The 20,135-nt window shown below is 65.8% G+C and carries 14 protein-coding genes, 1 rRNA gene and 1 pseudogene; 15 read left to right on the top strand and 1 reads right to left on the bottom strand.

The genetic code is table 11. From position 1 onward, the window contains the following. The first annotated feature begins 39 nt into the window (after positions 1 to 39). The 3 genes from rrf (at position 40) to KEC55_RS02425 (ending at position 4,413) form a co-directional block, all read left to right on the top strand. Positions 40 to 152, top strand: a 5S ribosomal RNA gene (gene rrf / locus KEC55_RS02415). Positions 153 to 527: 375 nt separating this feature from the next. Further along, complete coding sequence (locus KEC55_RS02420; RefSeq protein ID WP_282506589.1) at positions 528 to 2,603, top strand: molybdopterin-containing oxidoreductase family protein; 2,076 nt, start codon at positions 528 to 530, stop codon at positions 2,601 to 2,603. 136 nt (positions 2,604 to 2,739) lie between these two features. After that, the gene (locus KEC55_RS02425; protein WP_282506590.1) at positions 2,740 to 4,413 is read left to right on the top strand and encodes a long-chain fatty acid--CoA ligase; all 1,674 of its coding nucleotides are present in this window, start codon (positions 2,740 to 2,742) and stop codon (positions 4,411 to 4,413) included. 270 nt (positions 4,414 to 4,683) lie between these two features. Here KEC55_RS02425 and KEC55_RS02430 read toward each other — a convergent pair whose 3' ends face one another. Next, on the bottom strand, positions 4,684 to 5,835 hold the full coding sequence (locus tag KEC55_RS02430; protein WP_176050948.1) for a porin: 1,152 nt from the start codon (positions 5,833 to 5,835) through the stop codon (positions 4,684 to 4,686). A 279-nt stretch (positions 5,836 to 6,114) separates the two neighbouring features. Here KEC55_RS02430 and coq7 point away from each other — a divergent pair, with 279 nt between their 5' ends. The 12 genes and pseudogenes from coq7 (at position 6,115) to murC (ending at position 20,134) form a co-directional block, all read left to right on the top strand. Further along, positions 6,115 to 6,738: a 2-polyprenyl-3-methyl-6-methoxy-1,4-benzoquinone monooxygenase gene (gene coq7 / locus KEC55_RS02435; RefSeq protein WP_282506591.1), complete on the top strand. Its 624-nt coding sequence runs from the start codon at positions 6,115 to 6,117 to the stop codon at positions 6,736 to 6,738. A 386-nt stretch (positions 6,739 to 7,124) separates the two neighbouring features. Then, positions 7,125 to 7,553, top strand: coding sequence for a division/cell wall cluster transcriptional repressor MraZ (mraZ, locus tag KEC55_RS02440; protein ID WP_006477025.1), 429 nt, complete (start codon positions 7,125 to 7,127; stop codon positions 7,551 to 7,553). A gap of 23 nt (positions 7,554 to 7,576) precedes the next feature. After that, positions 7,577 to 8,518: a 16S rRNA (cytosine(1402)-N(4))-methyltransferase RsmH gene (rsmH, locus tag KEC55_RS02445; RefSeq protein ID WP_282506592.1), complete on the top strand. Its 942-nt coding sequence runs from the start codon at positions 7,577 to 7,579 to the stop codon at positions 8,516 to 8,518. Next, entirely contained in the window at positions 8,515 to 8,856 is a 342-nt protein-coding gene (gene ftsL / locus KEC55_RS02450; RefSeq protein WP_021159919.1) for a cell division protein FtsL, read from the top strand. The genes rsmH and ftsL overlap by 4 nt, the downstream gene beginning before the upstream one ends. Further along, positions 8,853 to 10,700 (top strand): peptidoglycan D,D-transpeptidase FtsI family protein, encoded by a 1,848-nt coding sequence (locus KEC55_RS02455; protein ID WP_176050945.1) that lies wholly within the window; start codon positions 8,853 to 8,855, stop codon positions 10,698 to 10,700. The genes ftsL and KEC55_RS02455 overlap by 4 nt, the downstream gene beginning before the upstream one ends. Then, complete coding sequence (locus KEC55_RS02460) at positions 10,697 to 12,235, top strand: UDP-N-acetylmuramoyl-L-alanyl-D-glutamate--2,6-diaminopimelate ligase (protein WP_282506593.1); 1,539 nt, start codon at positions 10,697 to 10,699, stop codon at positions 12,233 to 12,235. The genes KEC55_RS02455 and KEC55_RS02460 overlap by 4 nt, the downstream gene beginning before the upstream one ends. Then, entirely contained in the window at positions 12,232 to 13,638 is a 1,407-nt protein-coding gene (locus KEC55_RS02465) for a UDP-N-acetylmuramoyl-tripeptide--D-alanyl-D-alanine ligase (protein ID WP_282506594.1), read from the top strand. The genes KEC55_RS02460 and KEC55_RS02465 overlap by 4 nt, the downstream gene beginning before the upstream one ends. 16 nt (positions 13,639 to 13,654) lie before the next feature. Further along, positions 13,655 to 14,824, top strand: coding sequence for a phospho-N-acetylmuramoyl-pentapeptide-transferase (mraY, locus tag KEC55_RS02470; RefSeq protein ID WP_006477019.1), 1,170 nt, complete (start codon positions 13,655 to 13,657; stop codon positions 14,822 to 14,824). Between the two features lie 28 nt (positions 14,825 to 14,852). Further along, positions 14,853 to 16,364 carry a UDP-N-acetylmuramoyl-L-alanine--D-glutamate ligase gene (gene murD, locus KEC55_RS02475; protein WP_282506595.1) on the top strand — a complete coding sequence of 504 codons (1,512 nt, stop codon included), beginning with the start codon at positions 14,853 to 14,855 and terminating at the stop codon, positions 16,362 to 16,364. Then, positions 16,361 to 17,640: pseudogene (ftsW, locus tag KEC55_RS02480) on the top strand (putative lipid II flippase FtsW). Before murD ends, ftsW begins: the two are co-directional and overlap by 4 nt. Then, the gene (gene murG, locus KEC55_RS02485) at positions 17,637 to 18,740 is read left to right on the top strand and encodes an undecaprenyldiphospho-muramoylpentapeptide beta-N-acetylglucosaminyltransferase (RefSeq protein WP_282506596.1); all 1,104 of its coding nucleotides are present in this window, start codon (positions 17,637 to 17,639) and stop codon (positions 18,738 to 18,740) included. The pseudogene ftsW and the gene murG overlap by 4 nt, the downstream one beginning before the upstream one ends. Next, positions 18,737 to 20,134, top strand: a complete 1,398-nt coding sequence (gene murC, locus KEC55_RS02490) for a UDP-N-acetylmuramate--L-alanine ligase (protein ID WP_282506597.1) — start codon at positions 18,737 to 18,739, stop codon at positions 20,132 to 20,134. Before murG ends, murC begins: the two co-directional genes overlap by 4 nt. Position 20,135: the final 1 nt, after the last annotated feature.

The raw sequence follows: 20,135 nt of genomic DNA on the forward strand, positions 1-20,135 counted from the left end.
GATTGGTTGTGCTGCGAAGCAGCGCAACAACCCTCTTTGCCTGATGACCATAGCGAGTCGGTCCCACCCCTTCCCATCCCGAACAGGACCGTGAAACGACTCTACGCCGATGATAGTGCGGATTCCCGTGTGAAAGTAGGTAATCGTCAGGCTCCCTAAGCCAGAAACCCCCGCCCGAAAGGCGGGGGTTTTTGCATTTGAGCGGCAGAAATGTGCGCGGAGCCAAGAGACGCCATTGGAGCCGTCTAAGTCACCCCTCCAAAAAAACAGTGCGGTGCCAAATTCTCCCGCTGATCGATATCAGACGCGATTTATCAGCTTACTGAGCCCATCATCGATCAAAATTCGCGCTCCGTCCTCTCCGCTTCTCGCCAAGCACCGCAGTGTGTAATCGGCCTCCCGTTCTCCACGACTCCCCGAGTCATCAGTTGATCTTCGGTCAGATAACCCACGATCCGAACGAAATGAACGCTTTATTCGGCGTGTCCACGTAAAATTTGCGAATCCCCCTCTCTGCATTCAAAACGATGAACGCCGCCACACAGGTAGCCCGGGCCGTTTGCCCGCACGATTGTCCGGACACGTGCGCGATGCGCGTGACCGTCGAGAACGGCAAGGCGATCAAGGTCACGGGCGATCCCGACCATCCGCCGACGCAAGGCGTGCTGTGCACGAAAGTCAGTCGCTACGCCGACCGTGTTCATCATCCCGATCGCCTAACGGTTCCGCTCAAGCGAGTCGGCGTGAAGGGGGAGGGGCGCTTCGTGCCGATCAGCTGGAGCGAGGCGTTCGACGAGATCGGCCGTCGTCTCGGTGAAATCGCTGCACGTGCGCCGGAAGCGATCGTGCCGTACAGCTACGCGGGGACGATGGGGCTCGTGCAGGGCGAGGGCATCGCCCAGCGGTTCTTCCACAAGCTCGGCGCATCGCGGCTCGAGCGAACGATCTGCGCGGCAGCTGGCGCGGCGGGGCTGCGATACACGTATGGCGGCAGTCTCGGCATGCACCTCGAGCACTTCGAGGAAAGCGAGCTGATTCTTATCTGGGGCGCGAATCCGATCGCGTCGAGCCTGCACTTCTGGACGCGCGCGCAGGAGGCGAAGCGCCGCGGCGCCCGTCTCGTCGCGATCGACCCGTATCGTTCGCTGACTGCGGAGAAATGTCATCAGCACATCGCGCTGAAGCCCGGTACCGATGGCGCATTTGCGCTCGGCATGATGCATGTGCTGATGACCGAAAACCTGCTCGATCACGAATACATCGCCAGCCATACGCTTGGTTTCGATGCGCTCAAAGAGCGCGCAATGTCCTATCCGCCGGAACGCGTTGCGCAGATCTGCGGTATCGATGCGACCGAGTTGGTGGATCTTGCGCGTCGCTACGGCGCGACCCGCAAGGCGTCGATCCGCCTCAACTACGGCATGCAGCGCGTTCGTGGCGGCGGCAATGCCGTGCGCGCGATTGCAAGCCTGCCGGCGCTGACGGGCGCGTGGCGCGATCGGGCTGGCGGGCTGTTGCTTTCGTCGTCGGAATCCGCGCCGGTCAACCAGGCGGCGCTGCTGCGCCCCGATCTGATGCCTGGTTGGCCGCACAAGCTGCCGCGCATCATCAACATGAACGCGATCGGCGACGCGCTGCTGCACGCGGGTGATGCGACGTTCGGGCCGAAGGTCGAGGCGGTGATCGTGTACAACTCGAACCCGGTAGCGGTCGCGCCGGACTCTTCGAAGGTCGCCGAGGGTTTTGCTCGCGAGGACCTGTTCACGGTCGTTCTCGAACATTTCAAGACGGATACCGTCGATTTCGCCGACATTGTGTTGCCGGCGACCACGCAGCTCGAGCATCTCGATATTCACAAATCGTACGGCCATACGTACGTGATGGCGAACCTGCCGTCGATCCCGCCGGTGGGTGACGCGCGGCCGAACACGGAGATCTTCCGTGGCATCGCACGCAGCATGGGGCTCGACGAGCCGGCGCTGTATCACAGCGATGAAGAGGTCGCGCGCGTCGCGCTCCGCTGGGATGACCCGGCACTCGACAGCGACTGGGAAACGTTGAAGCGGGAAGGCTGGCTGAAGCTCAAGCTGCCGGATGCGCCCTTCGCGAATGGCGGTTTCCGCACCCCGTCAGGCAAGTGCGAGTTCTACAGCGCGCGGCTTGAGCAGATGGGCATGGACCCCGTTCCCGACTACCTGCCGCCGTTCGAATCGGCCGAAGCCGCGCCCGAGCTCGCTGCGCGTTATCCGCTTGCGATGATCTCGCCGCCGGCGCGGCACTTCCTGAACAGCACGTTCGTAAACGTCGACAGCCTGCGTACGACGGAGGGCGAGCCTCATCTCGACATCCATCCGTCCGACGCCGATGCGCGCGGCATCGCCGAGGGCGACGTCGTGCGCATCTTCAACGACCGCGGATCGATGCAGGCGCTCGCGCGAATTACCGATCGCGCGCGTGCGGGCCTCGTCGTCGGGCTGTCGATCTGGTGGAAGAAACTGTCGCCGGATGGCCGGAACGCAAACGAGGTGACGAGCCAGGCGCTGACCGATCTCGGCAATTCGGCGACCTTTTACGATTGTCTTGTCGAAGTTGAGCGAATTTGATCGAATATCGCTTTATGATCGGACGAATGTCCTCGGAAGTTCGAAGTGGACATCTAACTCTGTTGTCTCGGGGCGGGGGAGCCGTTACGATGCGTTTTAGCACGACCATTCGAAAATCTGTGAGGAGACGCGCAGTATGGATAAAATTTGGCTGAAATCGTACCCACCCGGCGTTCCAGCCGAAATTGACGCGTCCCCCTATCCTTCTGTCCCGGACCTGCTCGACGAAAGCTTCCGGCAATATCGCGATCGCACCGCGTTCGTCTGCATGGGCAAGGGCATCACGTACGGTGAACTCGACAAGCTGTCGCGGCAGTTCGGCGCGTGGCTGCAGTCCCGTGGTCTTGCGCGTGGCGCGCGCGTCGCGATCATGATGCCGAACGTGCTCCAGTATCCGGTGGCGATCGCCGCGGTACTGCGCGCCGGTTACGCCGTCGTCAACGTCAACCCGCTCTATACGCCGCGCGAGCTCGAGCATCAGTTGAAGGACAGCGGCGCGGAAGCGATCGTCATCCTCGAGAATTTCGCGTCGACGCTGCAGTCCGTCATCGCCAATACGGCCGTCAAGCACGTCGTCGTCGCATCGATGGGCGACCTGCTGGGCATCAAGGGATGGCTCGTCAATTACGTGGTGCGCAACGTGAAGAAGATGGTGCCTGCGTGGCATCTGCCATCGTTCACGCGCTTCAAGGCTGCGCTGTCGGAAGGCGCGCGGCAGGCATTCAAGCCGCAGAAGATCGGCCCCGACGACGTCGCGTTCCTGCAATACACGGGTGGGACAACCGGCGTTGCGAAGGGCGCAACGCTGTTGCACCGGAACATCGTGTCGAACGTGCTGCAGGCCGGCGCCTGGCACCATCCGGCTCACGCGAAGTACCCGGACGTGAAACAGTTCGTGACGGTCGTCGCGCTGCCGCTGTATCACGTGTTCGCCCTGACCGTCTGCGGTTTCCTGACGATGCGTACGGGCGGCATGGGCATCCTGATCCCGAACCCGCGCGACATCGCCGGCATGATCAAGGAACTGAAGGGCTATCAGATCTCGACGATTCCGGCGGTCAACACGTTGTACAACGCGCTGCTGAACCATCCCGAATTCAACCAGCTCGATCTGTCGAAGCTCGTGATCGCCAACGGCGGCGGCATGGCGATCCAGGAAGGTGTCGCGAAGCGCTGGTATGAAAAGACCCATACCGCGATCATCGAAGGATACGGGCTGTCCGAAACGTCGCCGGTGGCGACCTGCAACCCGGTGACGGCGACCGAATACAGCGGGACGATCGGCCTGCCGCTACCGTCGACCGAGGTGGCGATCCGCGACGATGCCGGCAACGACGTGGCGCTCGGCGAACCTGGCGAGATCTGCATCCGCGGGCCGCAGGTGATGGCAGGCTACTGGAACCGGCCGGACGAGACCGAGAAGGTCATGTTCCCGGACGGCTTCTTCAAGACGGGCGATGTCGGCGTGATGGACACGCGCGGTTACGTGAAGATCGTCGACCGGAAAAAGGACATGATCCTCGTCTCCGGCTTCAACGTGTATCCGAACGAAGTCGAGGACGTCGTGGCGTCGCATCCGGGCGTGTTCGAGGTGGCGGCGGTCGGCGTGCCTGACGAGCATTCCGGCGAAGCCGTGAAGCTGTTCGTCGTGAAGAAGGATCCGGCGCTCACCGACAAGGACATCCTGGCCTACTGCAAGGAACGGCTCACCGGCTACAAGCGGCCGAAGCTGGTCGAATTCCGCACGGAACTGCCGAAAACGAACGTCGGCAAGATCCTGCGGCGCGAACTGCGTGACGGACGCGCGTAAGTCGCCGCGAGGTTGAACGGAAAAGCCCGGCCGACGCCGGGCTTTTTTGTTTTCGTCTCGGGCGGATCGGGAGCGGCCGTGTTCCGCCGCGAGCCATGTGCGGCCGGTCGCGTGTCTCGACACGACGGACGCACACGGCGCACCGGTGGCGCTTCCGCCACGATCAGCCGGCCGATTCCCGGCGCTTCGGTCTTGCGTTGCAGCCGCACCGGAAAAGAAAAAGGCGCCCGAAGGCGCCTTCAATATGCTGCGGCTTGTCAGGCAAGCTGATTAGAACTTGTGACGGATACCGACGCGCGCTGCGACCTGGTTGGCGGAGCTCGAACCGGCGAGGCCGTTGATCGCTGCCGTTGCCTTCAGGACGTCGCCGTTCGCGTCGAGCACGCTGCCCGAAGCGTGTTGATACACGCCGATTGCGTAGACGTCCGTGCGCTTCGACAGGAAGTAGTCGACGCCCAGCGAGCCTTGGTGGTACTTGGCTGCCGAGTTGCCGTCGATCTTGCTGCCTTGCGTGTAGTCGTACGCTGCGCCGAGAATCAGCGCCGGGGTCAGCTGATACTTGAAGTTGATTTCGCCGTTGTTGAACGTCGCGGTCTGGTTCACGAACGGGCCTGCCGAGAAGCCCTTGAACTTCGTGTTCGAGTACGTCGCGCCAATCGTTGCTGCGCCGAACGTGTAGGCGCCGCCTGCACCGATGACCTGGTACGTGTTCGCGTTGTTCGCGTACGCGCCGTAGATCGGCGACGAAACCGACGACGATGCCGAACCGTTGTTGAACATGCCGCCGAACTGGTTCGGCGTACGTGCGTTCAAGTAACCGACGCCGAGGACCAGCGGGCCGTTGTTGTAGCCTGCGCCGAGCGACCAGACCTGGTTCTTCGAGAACTGGCCTGCCTGGCCGCCGAAGCTGTACAGGCCGCCGAACGTGAAGCCGCCGTAGCTCTGGCTCGTGAACTTGACTGCGTTGTTCACGCGATAGGCGTTGTTGAAGTTATCCAGGTCACCCGGGTGAGCGGCGATGTAGCCACCCCACTGGTCGCCTGCCTCGAGCGGGCCGACGAAGTCGACGACGGAGTCGTACTGACGACCCAGCGTGACCGTGCCGTACTGGCTCGACAGGCCGACGTAAGCCTGACGACCGAACATCAGGCCGCCCTGACCGAGCTTGCCGCTGTTCACGTCGAAACCGTTTTCGAGGGTGAAGATCGCCTTGAGGCCGCCACCGAGGTCTTCGGTGCCGCGCAGGCCGAACCGGCTGCCTTGCATCACGCCGCTGGCCATGCTGTACAGATGCTTGCCGCCTGCGTTGTTGTTGAAGAGCAGGCCTTCATCGATGATGCCGTAAAGCGTCACGCTGCTTTGCGCTTGGGCAGCGCCAGCGAACGCGCCCAGCGCGACGAGCGCGAGAAGCGACTTTTTCATTAACGGATCTCCAAGAATCACTGAATTTTTTTGGCGGGGCAGATAGTTATGTTCTGTTGACGGGCCCCATCAACTTCGCAAGAAGTCGGACGTAATGTAGCAAAACCGGTTTTTGCCACAAAGCGAAATGCCGTGGCGCAAGGCCGCCATGTTTCCTTTATGCAACAATGGTTAAAATCACGGGTTAACCGCAATTTCCGCTGAATAATCAAGTCGGTTACGCAGCGGACTCGTGCCCTTGCCGCTCGCGGCGGCACCTGCAGCCAGGAGAACAGGAACGTGTTGGATGAACTGATCAGCGAATTCGATCGCGGCTTGCGATCGCTGACCGGCATTAGCCGGATGAGCCGCCCGGTGCCCGCGCCGGCCGAGGCGCCGGACGTCGAGTTGACGCCCGCGGAACGGACGCATGCCGCCGGGCTGATGCGTGTGAACCACGTCGGTGAGGTCTGCGCGCAGGCGCTCTACCAGGCGCAGAAGCTCACCGCGCGCACGGCGTCGGCGAAGGCGATGTTCGAGGAAGCCGCGCGCGAGGAAGAGGATCACCTCGCGTGGACCGCGCACCGCCTGAAGGAGCTCGATTCGCGTCCGAGCCTGCTGAACCCGCTGTGGTATGCCGGCGCGCTCGCGATCGGCGTGGCGGCCGGCACGCTCGGCGACAAGGTCAGCCTCGGCTTCATGGCCGAGACGGAGCGGCAGGTCGAGAATCATCTCGAAGGCCATATGTCCGAGCTGCCGGCGGCCGACGTGGCGTCGCGCGCGATCGTCGACCAGATGCGGATCGACGAGGTGAAACACGGCAAGGCCGCGACCGACGCAGGCGGGATCGAACTGCCGCTGCCCGCGCGGATGCTGATGCGCGCCGCGTCGAAAGTCATGACGAGCACTGCGTACTATCTCTGAGATTTGCGCCGGGGCGACGCGTGACGTCGCCCCGGTTCGCCGCCCCCGATACTGCCCGCCGCCCCCTCGTTTTCCCACCCCCAAAAGCCCCGTCCGCACGCCAGTCTGGCCCGTCTTTCTCACGTATCACCTTCACAAGTTGCACTAGCTCTTTCATTTATAACGGTTTTTGGAATGAGGGGCCGCATGAGCATGTGCGCGTAAGTCCTTGTTCTAACTAACAAAATTCGTCAAAAAAGCGGGCCGCTCCCTTGACCGTGCCACACCCTTCCTCTAAAGTGGGAGACAGTGTGAGAAAGTGTATTTTTGTGTGATTTAGCAGGCTATTCCGGCTAAATTCTCAGCATTGAGCGGGTGCTTCGGTGCCCTGAACGGGAGAGCGGATCGTGTTCCAAGGGGCGTCGGCGCTGACGCTCGATGCGAAAGGGCGGATGTCGGTGCCGTCTCGCTATCGCGAAGCGCTGCAAGGACAGGCAGAAGGACGGGTGACTGTGACCAAGCACCCGGACGGCTGCCTGTTGCTGTTTCCGCGCCCCGAATGGGAAGTATTCCGCGCCAAGATCGCCGCGCTGCCGATGGACGCGCACTGGTGGCGGCGAATTTTTCTCGGCAATGCGATGGACGTCGATCTCGACAGCGCGGGCCGGATTCTTGTATCGCCCGAGCTGCGCATGGCAGCCGGACTGGAAAAGGAAGTCATGTTGTTGGGAATGGGTAGTCACTTCGAGCTGTGGGATTCGCAAACCTACAACGCGAAGGAGCAGGCAGCGATGGCGCAGGGCATGCCCGATGCGCTGAAGAATTTCACGTTCTGATTGCGGTGACGGAGACGCCCGCGATGGGAAATGAATTGCGGCATCGGACGGTGCTATTGGATGAAGCGGTCGAGTCGCTCGTGACGCGGCCGGACGGCGTGTACGTCGACGGTACGTTCGGGCGGGGCGGTCATAGCCGCGCGGTGCTCGCGCGGCTGGCGCCGGCCGGACGGCTGATCGCGTTCGACAAGGATCCGAGGGCGATCGAGACGGCGCAGGGCATCGAGGATGCGCGCTTCTCGATCGTGCATGACAGCTTTGCATCGATGCGCGACGCGCTTGCGGCGCGCGGCATCGAGAAGGTGTCGGGTGTGTTGCTGGACCTGGGCGTGTCCTCGCCGCAGGTGGACGATCCGGCGCGCGGCTTCAGCTTCCGCGCCGATGGTCCGCTGGACATGCGAATGGATCCGACGCGTGGCGAGTCGGCGGCCGAATGGCTCGCGCGGGCTTCGGTGCAGGAATTGACGGAGGTGATACGGGATTATGGGGAAGAACGGTTTGCTTTTCAGATTGCAAAGGCGCTTGTTGCTCGCCGGGCAGAGTCCGACCGTCTTGGGCCTCTCGACACCACGGGCGAGCTTGCCCAAATCGTGGGTCACGTCGTCAAAACCCGTGAGAAGGGCAAGGATCCGGCAACCCGCACCTTTCAGGCTATACGGATTCACGTCAATCAAGAGCTTGCGGACCTGCAAGTCGTACTAGACGCGGCACTGTCGTTGCTGGAGCAAGGGGGGCGGCTGGTGGTCATCAGCTTTCATTCACTCGAGGACCGGATCGTCAAGCGATTCATGCAGGCGCACGCGAGTGCGCCTGCGGTCGATCGTCGCCTGCCGATCCGCGCCGTCGACCTCCCGAGCCCGCCGCTCAAGATCATCAGCCGCCAGTTTCCGAGTGAAGCGGAAGTCGCCGCGAATCCGCGCGCGCGCTCGGCCGTGATGCGCATTGCGGAGCGCATCACGCCATGAGCCGCTTCAATATCTTCCTGCTGATCATCGTGATGGGTTGCGCGCTGTCGGTCGTCAACTCGACGAACCAGCAGCGGCAGATCTTCATCCAGTTGCAGCGCGCGCAGTCGCAGGAGCGTCAGCTCCAGCAGGACTACGCGCAGCTTCAATATCAGCAGAGCGCGCTGTCGAAGACGTCGCGCATCGAGCAGCTCGCGAACGATTCGCTGAAGATGCAGCCGATCTCGACCGGCCGCACGCAATACCTGACGCTGCCGCCGGGCGCCGCGAAGGCGATCGACGCGCCGATCCCGGCTTCGGCCGACACGGCAGGCAAGGGCAAGGGAGGCGCGCGATGAAGCCGTCCCAGAAGCGCCAGAACGTGAAGTTCTCGTCCAGCCCGGTGCTCGGCGTGCATCTGCCGATGTGGCGCTCGAAGTTCGTCGTGTTCCTGCTGTTCATGGCGTTCGTCGCGCTGGCCGCACGGGCGTTCTGGATCCAGGGGCCCGGCAACGCGTTCTATCAGAAGCAGGGCGAGAGCCGCTACCAGCGCACGCTCGAATTGCCCGCGACGCGCGGCAAGATCCTCGACCGTAACGGGCTCGTGCTCGCGACGAGCCTGCCCGTGCGCGCGATCTGGGCGATTCCCGACGCGGTGCCGGACGATCTCGACGCCGACAAGGTCAACCAGCTCGGCAAGCTCCTCGGCATGACGCCGAAGGAACTGCGCGTGAAGCTGTCGGAAGACAAGGGGTTCGTCTACGTGAAGCGCCAGGTGCCGCTCGACGTCGCGGACAAGGTCGCCGCGCTCGACATTCCCGGCATCTACCAGCGCAACGAATACAAGCGCTTCTATCCGGAAGGCGAGATCACCGCTCACCTGATCGGCTTCACGAACGTCGAGGACGAAGGGCAGGAAGGCGTCGAACTCGGCGACCAGAAGATGCTGTCCGGCACGTCGGGCGTGCGTCGCGTGATCAAGGACCGGATGGGGCACATCGTCGAGGACGTTGCCGAGCAGATCCCGCCGCACAACGGGACCGACGTCGACCTGTCGATCGACAGCAAGATCCAGTACATCGCGTACGCGAACCTGAAGGCGGCCGTCGAGAAGTTCAAGGCGAAGGCCGGCGCGGCGATGGTCGTCGACGTGCGTACCGGCGAAGTGCTCGCGCTCGTCAACTACCCGACGTACAACCCGAACGACCGCTCGCGCATGACGGGCGAGCAGCTGCGCAACCGGATCATGACCGACGTGTTCGAGCCGGGCTCGATCATGAAGCCGTTCACGGTGTCGCTCGCGCTCGACCTGCACCGCGTGACGCCGAACACGCTCGTCGAAACGGGCAACGGACATTTCGTGCTCGACGGCGCGCCGATCACCGACGATGCCGGTTTCGGCACGCTGACGGTTGGCGGCGTGATCCAGAAGTCGAGCAACATCGGCGCGACGAAGATCGCGATGACGATGCGGCCCGAAGAAATGTGGAATATGTATACGAGCATCGGCCTTGGCCAGGCGCCGAAGGTCGGGTTCCCGGGCGCGGTGGCCGGCCGCCTGCGTCCGTGGAAGAGCTGGCGCCGTATCGAGCAGGCGACGATGTCGTACGGCTACGGCCTGTCGGTGTCGCTGTTCCAGCTCGCACGCGCGTACACGGCGATCGCGCATGACGGCGAGCTGATGCCCGTGACCATTTTCAAGACCGACCCCAATCAGCCGATCGCGGGTACGCAGGTGTTCAACCCGACCACCGCGCGCGAAGTGCGTGCGATGCTCGAGACGGTGGTCGCGCCGGGCGGCACGTCGCCGGATGCGGCCGTGCCGGGCTATCGCGTCGGCGGCAAGAGCGGTACCGCATACAAGCATGAAGGTCACGGCTACACGCGCAAGTACCGCGCGTCGTTCGTCGGAATGGCGCCGATGCCGAATCCTCGCATCGTCGTCGCGGTGTCGGTCGACGAGCCGACCGCCGGCAGCCACTTCGGCGGCCAGGTGTCCGGCCCCGTATTCTCGGCGATCGCCGGCGACACGATGCGCGCGTTGAACGTCCCGCCGAACATGCCGATCAAGCAGCTCGTCGTGTCTGACGATTCGCCGGCAGCACCGGCTGCAACGGGGCCGCAAAAGCTGGCCGCGGGAAGCGGCGCGAAGCATATGATCGTGTCCAGCACGACGCGTAATTCACCAGGAGTTGTTCGATGAGCGCCGCCCGCAGTTCCCATCCGGCGCATCAGCAGATCGCAGCCGCGCTTGCGTGGCTGCGTCAGCATGTGGCCCCCGCGGCGCAACTGCATGCCGACACGCGCAGCCTCAAGGCTGGCGACGTGTTCGTTGCGTATGCGGTCGACGGGGCAGACAACCGCGCTTTCATCTCCGCCGCCGTCGCACAAGGCGCGGCCGCCGTGCTGTATCAGCCGGAAGGGCTGGCCGCAGCGCCGGCCGTACCCGTTGCGCTCGCGGTGCCGGCGCTCGATCAGCTCGCCGGCGAGATCGCCAGCGGCTGGTACGGTGATCCGAGCGACAGCCTGCTCGCGGTCGGCGTCACGGGGACGAACGGCAAGACGTCGTGCACGCAATGGATCGCCGCCGCGCTGACGGCGCTGCACCAGCCGTGCGCGGTAATCGGCACGCTCGGCACCGGGATGCCCGGCCAGCTCGTGCCGACCGGCTTCACGACACCCGATGCGCCGCAGCTTCAGCGCAGCCTTGCGCAATTGCGCGACGCGGGCGCGAAGGCCGTGGCGATGGAAGTGTCGTCGCACGCGCTGCATCAGGGCCGCGTGAACGGCACGGCCTTCGATATCGCGGTATTTACGAACCTCACGCAAGATCACCTCGACTATCACGGCACGTTCGATGCGTACGAAGCCGCGAAGGCGAAGCTGTTCGCGTGGCGCGGCCTGCGCACGGCGGTGATCAACCGCGACGACGTGGCCGGTCAACGTCTGCTCGAGAAGCTGGCCGGCCGCGTGCGCACGATCGCGTACGGGATCGGCGACGCGCCGGCGCCCGAGGCCGATCGCGAACTGGTCGCGCTCGACGTGCGCGCCACCGCGACCGGCACGGCATTCCGCCTGCGTTCGTCGTGGGGCGACGCGGACGTCGAGGTCGGCACGCTCGGCACGTTCAACGTCAGCAACCTGCTTGCCGTACTCGGCTCGCTGCTCTCGGCCGACGTGCCGTTCGATGCGGCGCTCGCCGAGATCGAGCGGCTCGAGTCCGTCAACGGCCGGATGCAGCGGCTCGGCGGCCGGCTGCAGAACGACGAACCGCTCGTCGTGATCGACTACGCACATACGCCCGATGCGCTCGAAAAGACGCTGGATGCGCTGCGCCCGATCGCCACGGCGCGCGGCGGCCGGCTCGTCTGCATGTTTGGCTGCGGCGGCGATCGCGACGCGACGAAGCGCCCGCTGATGGGCGCGATCGCGGAGCGGCTCGCCGACGAGGCGGTCGTCACGAGCGACAACCCGCGCAGCGAAGATCCGCGGCGCATCATCGACCAGATCGTCGCGGGCATGACCGCGCCCGATCACGCACGTCGCATCGAGGATCGCGCAAGCGCGATCCTGCAGGCCGTGCGCGGCGCCGCACGCGAGGACGTCGTCGTGCTGGCCGGCAAGGGCCACGAGGCCACGCAGGAAATCATGGGCAAGAAGCGTACGTTCTCCGACCAGGATCACGCGCGGCTCGCGCTGGCAGCGCGCGCGACGCACGGCAAGGGAGGCGGCGAATGACGATGCTCAGTCTCGGCGAAGCCGCCCGCCTGATTCCCGGCGCAACCGTCCACGGCGACGCGGGCGTCACGTTCGATCGCGTATCGACGGACAGCCGCACGGCCGGCCCCGGCGACCTGTTCGTCGCACTGAAAGGCGAGCGCTTCGACGCGCACGACTTCCTCGGTGACGTCGCCGCGCGCGGCGCTGCCGCGGCGCTCGTCGCGCAGGTGCCGGCCGGCGTCGCGATGCCGGCGATCGTCGGCGGCGAAACGCGCGCCGCGCTCGGCGCGCTCGCACACGGCTGGCGCAAACGATTCGCGTTGCCGCTCGTCGCGGTGACGGGCAGCAACGGCAAGACGACCGTCAAGGAAATGATCGCGTCGATCTTCGCGGCGGCGGTCGGCGCCGACGCACGGCTCGCGACGGCCGGCAACCTGAACAACGATGTCGGCCTGCCGCTGACGCTGCTGCGCCTGTCGGCCCAGCATCGTCTCGCGGTGATCGAGATCGGGATGAATCACCCGGGCGAGACTGAAGTCCTCGCGCGCCTCACGGCGCCGACGGTCGCGCTCGTCAACAACGCGCAGCGCGAGCACCAGGAATTCATGGCGACGGTGGAAGCCGTCGCGCTCGAACATGCGGCCGTGATTCATGCGCTGCCGCCGGACGGAGTCGCGGTGTTCCCGGCCGACGACGCGTACGCGGGCATCTGGCGCGTCGCGGCAACCGGCAACCGGATCCTCGATTTCGCGCTGCACGACGCCGAGCGGCAGAACGCCGCGCAGGTCGTCGGCCGTCTGCACGGCGGCGAACTCGCGATCGATACGCCGGCCGGCGCCGTCACGGTGCGGCTGCGCGCGCTCGGCGAGCACAACGCGCGCAATGCGCTGGCCGCGACGGCCGCTGCGCTCGGCGCCGGCGTCGCGCTGTCGGCGATCAGGCAGGGCCTCGAATCGTTCGAACCGGTCAAGGGCCGGCTGCAGGTGAAGCAGGCGATCGCCGGCAGCCTCGCGGGCGCGACGGTCGTCGACGATACGTACAACGCGAACCCCGATTCGATGCGTGCCGCGATCGACGTGCTCGCCGCGCATCCGGCGCCGCGCGTGCTGGTGATCGGCGACATGGGCGAGGTCGGCGACGAAGGGCCGGCCTTCCACCGCGAGATCGGCGCCTATGCGCGCGATCGCGGGATCGATGCGCTGTTCGCGCTCGGCGACGCATCGCGCGATGCGTGCACGGCGTACGGCGACACGGCACGCCACTTCGACGACGTCGGTGCGCTCGTGGCGGCGCTGCTCGCGGCCGGTTACGGCGCGCAGGCGACGGTGCTCGTGAAGGGCTCGCGGTACATGAAGATGGAGCGCGTGGTCGACGCGCTGACGAACCAACCCGCGGCGGGCACTGCGCCCGCGGCACACTGAGTAGAAGGAAGGAAGCATGCTGCTGGCGCTGGCGCAATGGCTGCAAGGAGACGCAAGCTTTTTGCGCTTGTTCACGTACCTCACGTTCCGGGCGGTGATGGCTACCATCACCGCGCTGGGGATCGGGCTCGTGTGCGGACCGTGGGTGATCCGCAAGCTGACGCAAATGAAGGTCGGGCAGGCCGTGCGCAAGGACGGCCCGCAGACCCACCTCGTCAAGTCCGGCACGCCGACGATGGGCGGTGTGCTGATCCTGATCGGCATCGCGGTCGCGACGCTGCTGTGGGGCGACCTGACGAACCGTTTCATCTGGATCGTGATGCTTGTCACGTTCGGCTTCGGCGTGATCGGCTGGGTCGACGACTACCGCAAGGTCGTCCACAAGGACCCGCGCGGGATGTCGTCGCGCGAGAAGTATTTCTGGCAATCGGTGATCGGGCTGTTTGCGGCCGTCTACCTCGCGTTCAGCGTGTCCGAGGCGAACAACGTGCGCGTGTTCGACCTGTTCATGGCCTGGGTGAGGAGCGGCCTGTCGATGGGGCTGCCGGCACGCGCCGACCTGATGCTGCCGTTCCTGAAGTCGATCAGCTATCCGCTCGGCGTGTGGGGCTTCATCGTGCTGACCTACTTCGTGATCGTCGGCGCGAGCAACGCGGTGAACCTGACGGACGGCCTCGACGGCCTCGTGATCATGCCGGTCGTGCTGGTTGGCGCGTCGCTGGGTGTGTTCGCGTACGTGATGGGCAGCGCGGTCTATTCAAAATACCTGCTGTTCCCGCACATCCCGGGCGCGGGCGAACTGCTGATCTTCTGTTCCGCGATGGGTGGGGCAGGGCTTGCGTTCCTCTGGTACAACACGCACCCCGCGCAGGTGTTCATGGGCGACGTCGGCGCGCTGGCGCTCGGCGGCGCGCTCGGCACGGTCGCGGTGATCGTGCGCCAGGAAATCGTGCTGTTCATCATGGGCGGCATCTTCGTCGCGGAAACGCTGTCGGTGATGCTGCAGGTTTCGTGGTTCAAGTACACGAAGAAGCGTTACGGCGAAGGGCGGCGCCTGCTGAAGATGGCGCCGCTGCATCACCATTTCGAATTGTCCGGCTGGAAGGAAACGCAGGTGGTCGTGCGTTTCTGGATCATCACGCTGATGCTGTGCCTGTTCGGTCTGACCACCCTCAAGCTGCGGTAAAGGAAAGGTAACAAGGATGTCTGGCGAGATGTTTGGAGATCGGCAACGGCCGATGGTGCTCGTACTGGGGCTCGGTGAATCGGGTCTCGCGATCGCGCGATGGTGCGCGAGGCACGGGTGCCGGCTGCGTATTGCCGATACCCGCGAGGCGCCGCCCAACCTTGCCGCGCTGCAGGCCGAAGGCATCGATGCGGAATTCGTCGGCGGCGCGTTCACGCCCGCGCTGCTCGACGGTGGCATCGAACTCGTCGGGCTGAGCCCCGGCCTGTCTCCGCTCGAACCGGCGCTCGCGGCGCTGGTCGCGGCCGCGCACGAGCGCGGGATCGCGGTGTGGGGCGAGCTGGAATTCTTCGCGCAGGCGCTGCGCGCGCTCGGCACGAGCGGCTACCAGCCGAAGGTGCTCGCGATCACCGGCACCAACGGCAAGACCACGACGACGAGCCTCACCGGCCTGCTGTGTCAGCGCGCGGGCAAGAAGGTCGCGGTCGCCGGCAACATCAGCCCGGCGATGCTCGACCGGCTCGCGAACGCGATCGACGAAACGGCGCTGCCCGACGTATGGGTACTCGAACTGTCGAGCTTCCAGCTCGAGACCGCGCGCTCGTTCGCGCCCGATGCGGCCACGATCCTCAACATCACGCAGGATCACCTCGACTGGCACGGCAGCTTCGACGCGTACGCGCAGGCCAAGGGCCGGATCTTCGGCGCGACGACGACGCGCGTGCTGAACCGCGACGATTCGGCCGTAATGAAGTTCGCACCGGCGGCCGGCACGGCCGACGCGCCGCGCACGGTCACGTTCGGCCTGAACGAACCGGTGCAGGACGGCGACTACGGGCTGTCGCGCGACAACGGTATCGCATGGCTGGTGGAAGCCGTCGATCGCGACGCGCCGGATGAAGTGGCGACGACCCGCCGGCGCAAGCGCGACGCGGCCCATACGCCCGACATTGCACAGAAGCGCCTGATGCCGGCCGACGCGCTGCGGATTCGCGGGTTGCACAACGCGGCGAACGCGCTGGCCGCATTCGCGCTCGCACGCGCGATCGACCTGCCGGCCGCGCCGCTGCTGCACGCGCTGCGCGAATACCGCGGCGAAGCGCATCGCGTTGAAGTGATCGCGACGATTGACGACGTCGACTACGTCGACGACAGCAAGGGCACGAACGTCGGCGCGACGGTCGCCGCGCTCGACGGGCTCGCACAGAAGATCGTGCTGATCGCGGGCGGTGACGGCAAGGGGCAGGATTTCGCGCCGCTGGTCGCGCCGGTCGCGCGCTGGTGCCGTGCGGTGATGCTGATCGGCCGCGATGCGCCGGCGATCCGCGACACGCTCGCCGAAACGGGCGTGCCGCTCGCCGACCACGCGACACTCGAAGGCGCCGTGCATGCGGCCGCCGATCTCGCGGAGCCGGGCGATGCGGTGTTGCTGTCGCCCGCGTGCGCGAGCCTCGACATGTTCAGGAACTACGCCCATCGCGCGGATGTGTTCCGCGCGGCGGTCGACGAAATCGCCATCGACAAAGGAGCGACGCCATGAGCTGGTCCGATCGCCTCGTCTCCCGTTTCAACGACCGGCGCGACACCGGCGGCAATGCCGCGGGCGGTCGCGTCGCGTCGGCCACGCGTGCCGCGACGGGCGGCCTCGCAAGCGTCGTCAACGGCGTGCGCCCGAGCCGTTCGCGGATGCTCGACTTCGACTACTCGCTGTTGTGGGTTGCGATCGCGCTGCTCGGGCTCGGCGTCGTGATGGTGTATTCGGCGTCGATCGCGATGCCCGATTCGCCGAAATACGCGTCGTATCACGATTACGCGTTCCTGATGCGCCACTGCATCTCGCTCGCCGTCGCGTTCATCGCGGCGGTGATCGCGTTCCGCGTGCCCGTCTCGACATGGGACAAGTACGCGCCGCATCTCTTCCTGATCGCGCTCGTCGGCCTCGTGATCGTGCTGATCCCGCACGTCGGCAAGGGCGTGAACGGCGCGCGCCGCTGGATTCCGCTCGGCATCACGAACATGCAGCCGTCGGAAATCATGAAGCTCGCGGTGACGATCTACGCGGCGAACTACACGGTGCGCAAGCAGGAATACATGCAGAGCTTCGCGAAAGGCTTCCTGCCGATGGCATTCGCGGTCGGCCTGGTCGGTGCGCTGCTGCTGCTCGAGCCTGACATGGGTGCGTTCATGGTGGTCGCCGCGATCGCGATGGGCGTGCTGTTCCTCGGCGGCGTGAACGGCAAGCTGTTCGGCGGCCTCGTCGCGACGGCAGTCGGCACCTTCACGATGCTCGTGTGGCTGTCGCCGTGGCGTCGCGAGCGGATCTTCGCGTATCTGGATCCGTGGGACGAGCGCTACGCGCAGGGCAAGGCGTACCAGCTCACGCACTCGCTGATCGCGTTCGGCCGCGGCGAGTGGTTCGGCGTCGGCCTCGGCGGCAGCGTCGAGAAGCTACCTGCCGGAAGCCCATACCGACTTCATCCTCGCGGTGATCGGCGAGGAACTCGGCTTCGTCGGCGTGCTGGTCGTGATCCTGCTGTTCTACTGGATCGTGCGCCGCGCGTTCGAGATCGGTCGCCAGGCGCTCGCGCTCGACCGCACGTTCGCGGGCCTGATGGCGAAAGGCATCGGCATCTGGTTCGGCGCGCAGACGTTCATCAACATGGGCGTGAACCTCGGGCTGCTGCCGACCAAGGGCCTGACGCTGCCCGCTGGTGAGCTACGGCGGCTCCGGCATCCTGCTGAACTGCGTCTCGCTCGCGGTGCTGCTGCGGGTCGACTACGAAAACCGGGTGCTGATGCGCGGAGGGAAGGTATGACCGCGTCGCAACGCACGCTGATGGTGATGGCAGGCGGCACCGGGGGCCACGTGTTCCCGGGGCTCGCGGTCGCGCACCGGATGGAAGCGGCGGGCTGGCGCGTCGTATGGCTCGGCAATCCGGCCGGGATGGAAGCGACGCTCGTGCCGAAGCACGGCATTCCGATGGAGTACGTGCGGTTCGGCGGGCTGCGCGGCAAGGGCCTGAAGACCAAGCTGACGCTGCCGGTCAACCTGCTGCGCGCATGCTGGCAGAGCCTCGGCGCGCTGCGCCGCGTGCGGCCGGACGTCGTGCTCGGGATGGGCGGCTACATCACGTTCCCGGCGGGCGTGATGACCGCGCTGTCGGGGCGTCCGCTCGTGCTGCATGAACAGAATTCGATCGCGGGCCTGACGAACAAGGTGCTCGCGAAACTCGCGAAGCGCGTGCTCGTCGCATTCCCCGGCGCGCTGCCGCACGCGGAATGGACGGGCAACCCGATTCGCGCGGAACTTACGCACACGGAACCGCCCAAAGCACGCTATGCGTCGCGCAGCGGCCCGCTGAACGTGCTGGTCGTCGGCGGCAGCCTCGGCGCGGCCGCGCTGAACGAAGTCGTGCCGCGCGCGCTGGCGCTGCTGACGCCGGGCGAACGCCCGCGCGTCGTGCACCAGGCCGGCGTGAAGCACATCGAAGCATTGAAGACGAATTACGAAGCGGCCGGTTTCGCGGCCGGCGAAGACGTGCGGCTCGTGCCGTTCATCGACGACATGGCGGCCGCGTATGCGGCGGCGGATCTCGTGATCTGCCGGTCGGGTGCGATGACGGTGTCGGAGATCGCGGCGGTGGGCGTGGCGGCGCTGTTCGTGCCGTTCCCGTACGCGGTCGACGATCACCAGACGACCAATGCCGCGTTCCTCGCCGATGCGGGCGCGGCCGTGCTGGTGCAACAACGCGACCTGTCGGCGGAACTGCTCGCCGACTGGCTGCGCGGCCAGTCGCGGGCATCGCTTGCGGACATGGCGGAACGTTCGCGCTCGCTGGCGAAGCCCGAGGCCACCGACGAAGTCGCGCGCGTGTGCGCGAAGGCGGCCGGCGCGAACCTGGAAGAACTGCAATGAAACACATCGTCAAACACATTCATTTCGTCGGGATCGGCGGCGCGGGCATGAGCGGCATCGCCGAAGTGCTCGTCAACCTCGGCTACGAGGTCAGCGGCTCGGATCTCTCGCGCAACGCGGTGACCGATCGCCTCCAGGCGCTCGGCGCACGGATCGCGATCGGCCACGACGCGGCGAACATCGAGGGCGCGAACGCGGTCGTCGTGTCGACGGCCGTGCGCTCCGACAACCCGGAAGTGCTGGCCGCGCGCAGCCAGCGCGTGCCGATCGTGCAGCGTGCGGTGATGCTCGCGGAGCTGATGCGCCTGAAGCAGGGGATCGCGATCGCCGGCACGCACGGCAAGACCACGACGACGAGCCTCGTCGCGAGCGTGCTCGCGGCAGGCGGCCTCGATCCGACCTTCGTGATCGGCGGCCGGCTGATCAGCGCCGGCGCGAATGCGCGGCTCGGCACGGGCGATTTCATCGTCGCCGAGGCCGACGAGTCGGATGCGTCGTTCCTGAACCTGTATCCGGTGATCGAAGTCATCACGAACATCGACGCCGACCACATGGACACCTACGGGCACGATTTCGCGCGGCTCAAGCAGGCGTTCATCGAATTCACGCAGCGCCTGCCGTTCTACGGCAGCGCGGTCGTGTGCGTCGACGATCCGAACGTGCGCCAGATCATCCCGTTCATCTCGAAGCCGGTCGTGCGCTACGGCCTGTCGCCGGACGCGCAGGTGCGTGCCGAGAACATCGACGCGCGCGATGGCCGCATGCATTTCACGGTGATCCGCGAAGGGCGCGCGCCGCTCGCGGTGGTACTGAACATGCCGGGCCTGCACAACGTGCAGAACGCACTCGCGGCGATCGCGATCGCGACCGACCTCGGCGTGACGGACGACGCGATCCAGCTGGCGCTCGCGGAATTCAACGGCGTCGGCCGGCGCTTCCAGCGTTACGGCAAGGTGCCGACCGCGGACGGCGGCCAGTACACGCTGATCGACGACTACGGCCATCACCCGGTCGAGATGGCCGCGACGATCGCGGCCGCGCGCGGCGCGTTCCCGGGGCGCCGCCTCGTGCTGGCGTTCCAGCCGCACCGCTACACGCGCACGCGTGACTGCTTCGACGATTTCGTCAACGTGCTGTCGACGGTCGATGCGCTGGTGCTGACGGAAGTCTACGCGGCCGGCGAGGCCGCGATCCCGACGGCCAACGGCGATGCGCTGTCGCGTGCGCTGCGCGCGGTCGGGAAGGTTGAACCGGTGTTCGTCGCGACGGTCGACGACGTGCCGGATGCATTGGCGAAGGTCGCGCAGAACGGCGACGTGGTGATCACGATGGGTGCGGGGTCGATCGGCGGCGTGCCGGCGAAGCTCGTGCAACACATTCAACAGAAGGCATGAC

The sequence above is a fragment of the Burkholderia cepacia genome (assembly GCF_029962485.1).
GTDB lineage: Bacteria > Pseudomonadota > Gammaproteobacteria > Burkholderiales > Burkholderiaceae > Burkholderia.

Excerpts from the sequence above, each read along its gene's own strand:
- murC (WP_282506597.1), top strand. The coding sequence starts at position 18,737 with ATGAAACACATCGTCAAACACATTCATTTCGTCGGGATCGGCGGCGCG.
- murG (WP_282506596.1), top strand. The coding sequence starts at position 17,637 with ATGACCGCGTCGCAACGCACGCTGATGGTGATGGCAGGCGGCACCGGG.
- mraY (WP_006477019.1), top strand. The coding sequence starts at position 13,655 with ATGCTGCTGGCGCTGGCGCAATGGCTGCAAGGAGACGCAAGCTTTTTG.
- KEC55_RS02425 (WP_282506590.1), top strand. The coding sequence starts at position 2,740 with ATGGATAAAATTTGGCTGAAATCGTACCCACCCGGCGTTCCAGCCGAA.
- murD (WP_282506595.1), top strand. The coding sequence starts at position 14,853 with ATGTTTGGAGATCGGCAACGGCCGATGGTGCTCGTACTGGGGCTCGGT.
- KEC55_RS02460 (WP_282506593.1), top strand. The coding sequence starts at position 10,697 with ATGAGCGCCGCCCGCAGTTCCCATCCGGCGCATCAGCAGATCGCAGCC.
- ftsL (WP_021159919.1), top strand. The coding sequence starts at position 8,515 with ATGAGCCGCTTCAATATCTTCCTGCTGATCATCGTGATGGGTTGCGCG.
- KEC55_RS02420 (WP_282506589.1), top strand. The coding sequence starts at position 528 with ATGAACGCCGCCACACAGGTAGCCCGGGCCGTTTGCCCGCACGATTGT.
- KEC55_RS02430 (WP_176050948.1), bottom strand. The coding sequence starts at position 5,835 with ATGAAAAAGTCGCTTCTCGCGCTCGTCGCGCTGGGCGCGTTCGCTGGC.
- KEC55_RS02465 (WP_282506594.1), top strand. The coding sequence starts at position 12,232 with ATGACGATGCTCAGTCTCGGCGAAGCCGCCCGCCTGATTCCCGGCGCA.
- KEC55_RS02455 (WP_176050945.1), top strand. The coding sequence starts at position 8,853 with ATGAAGCCGTCCCAGAAGCGCCAGAACGTGAAGTTCTCGTCCAGCCCG.
- rsmH (WP_282506592.1), top strand. The coding sequence starts at position 7,577 with ATGGGAAATGAATTGCGGCATCGGACGGTGCTATTGGATGAAGCGGTC.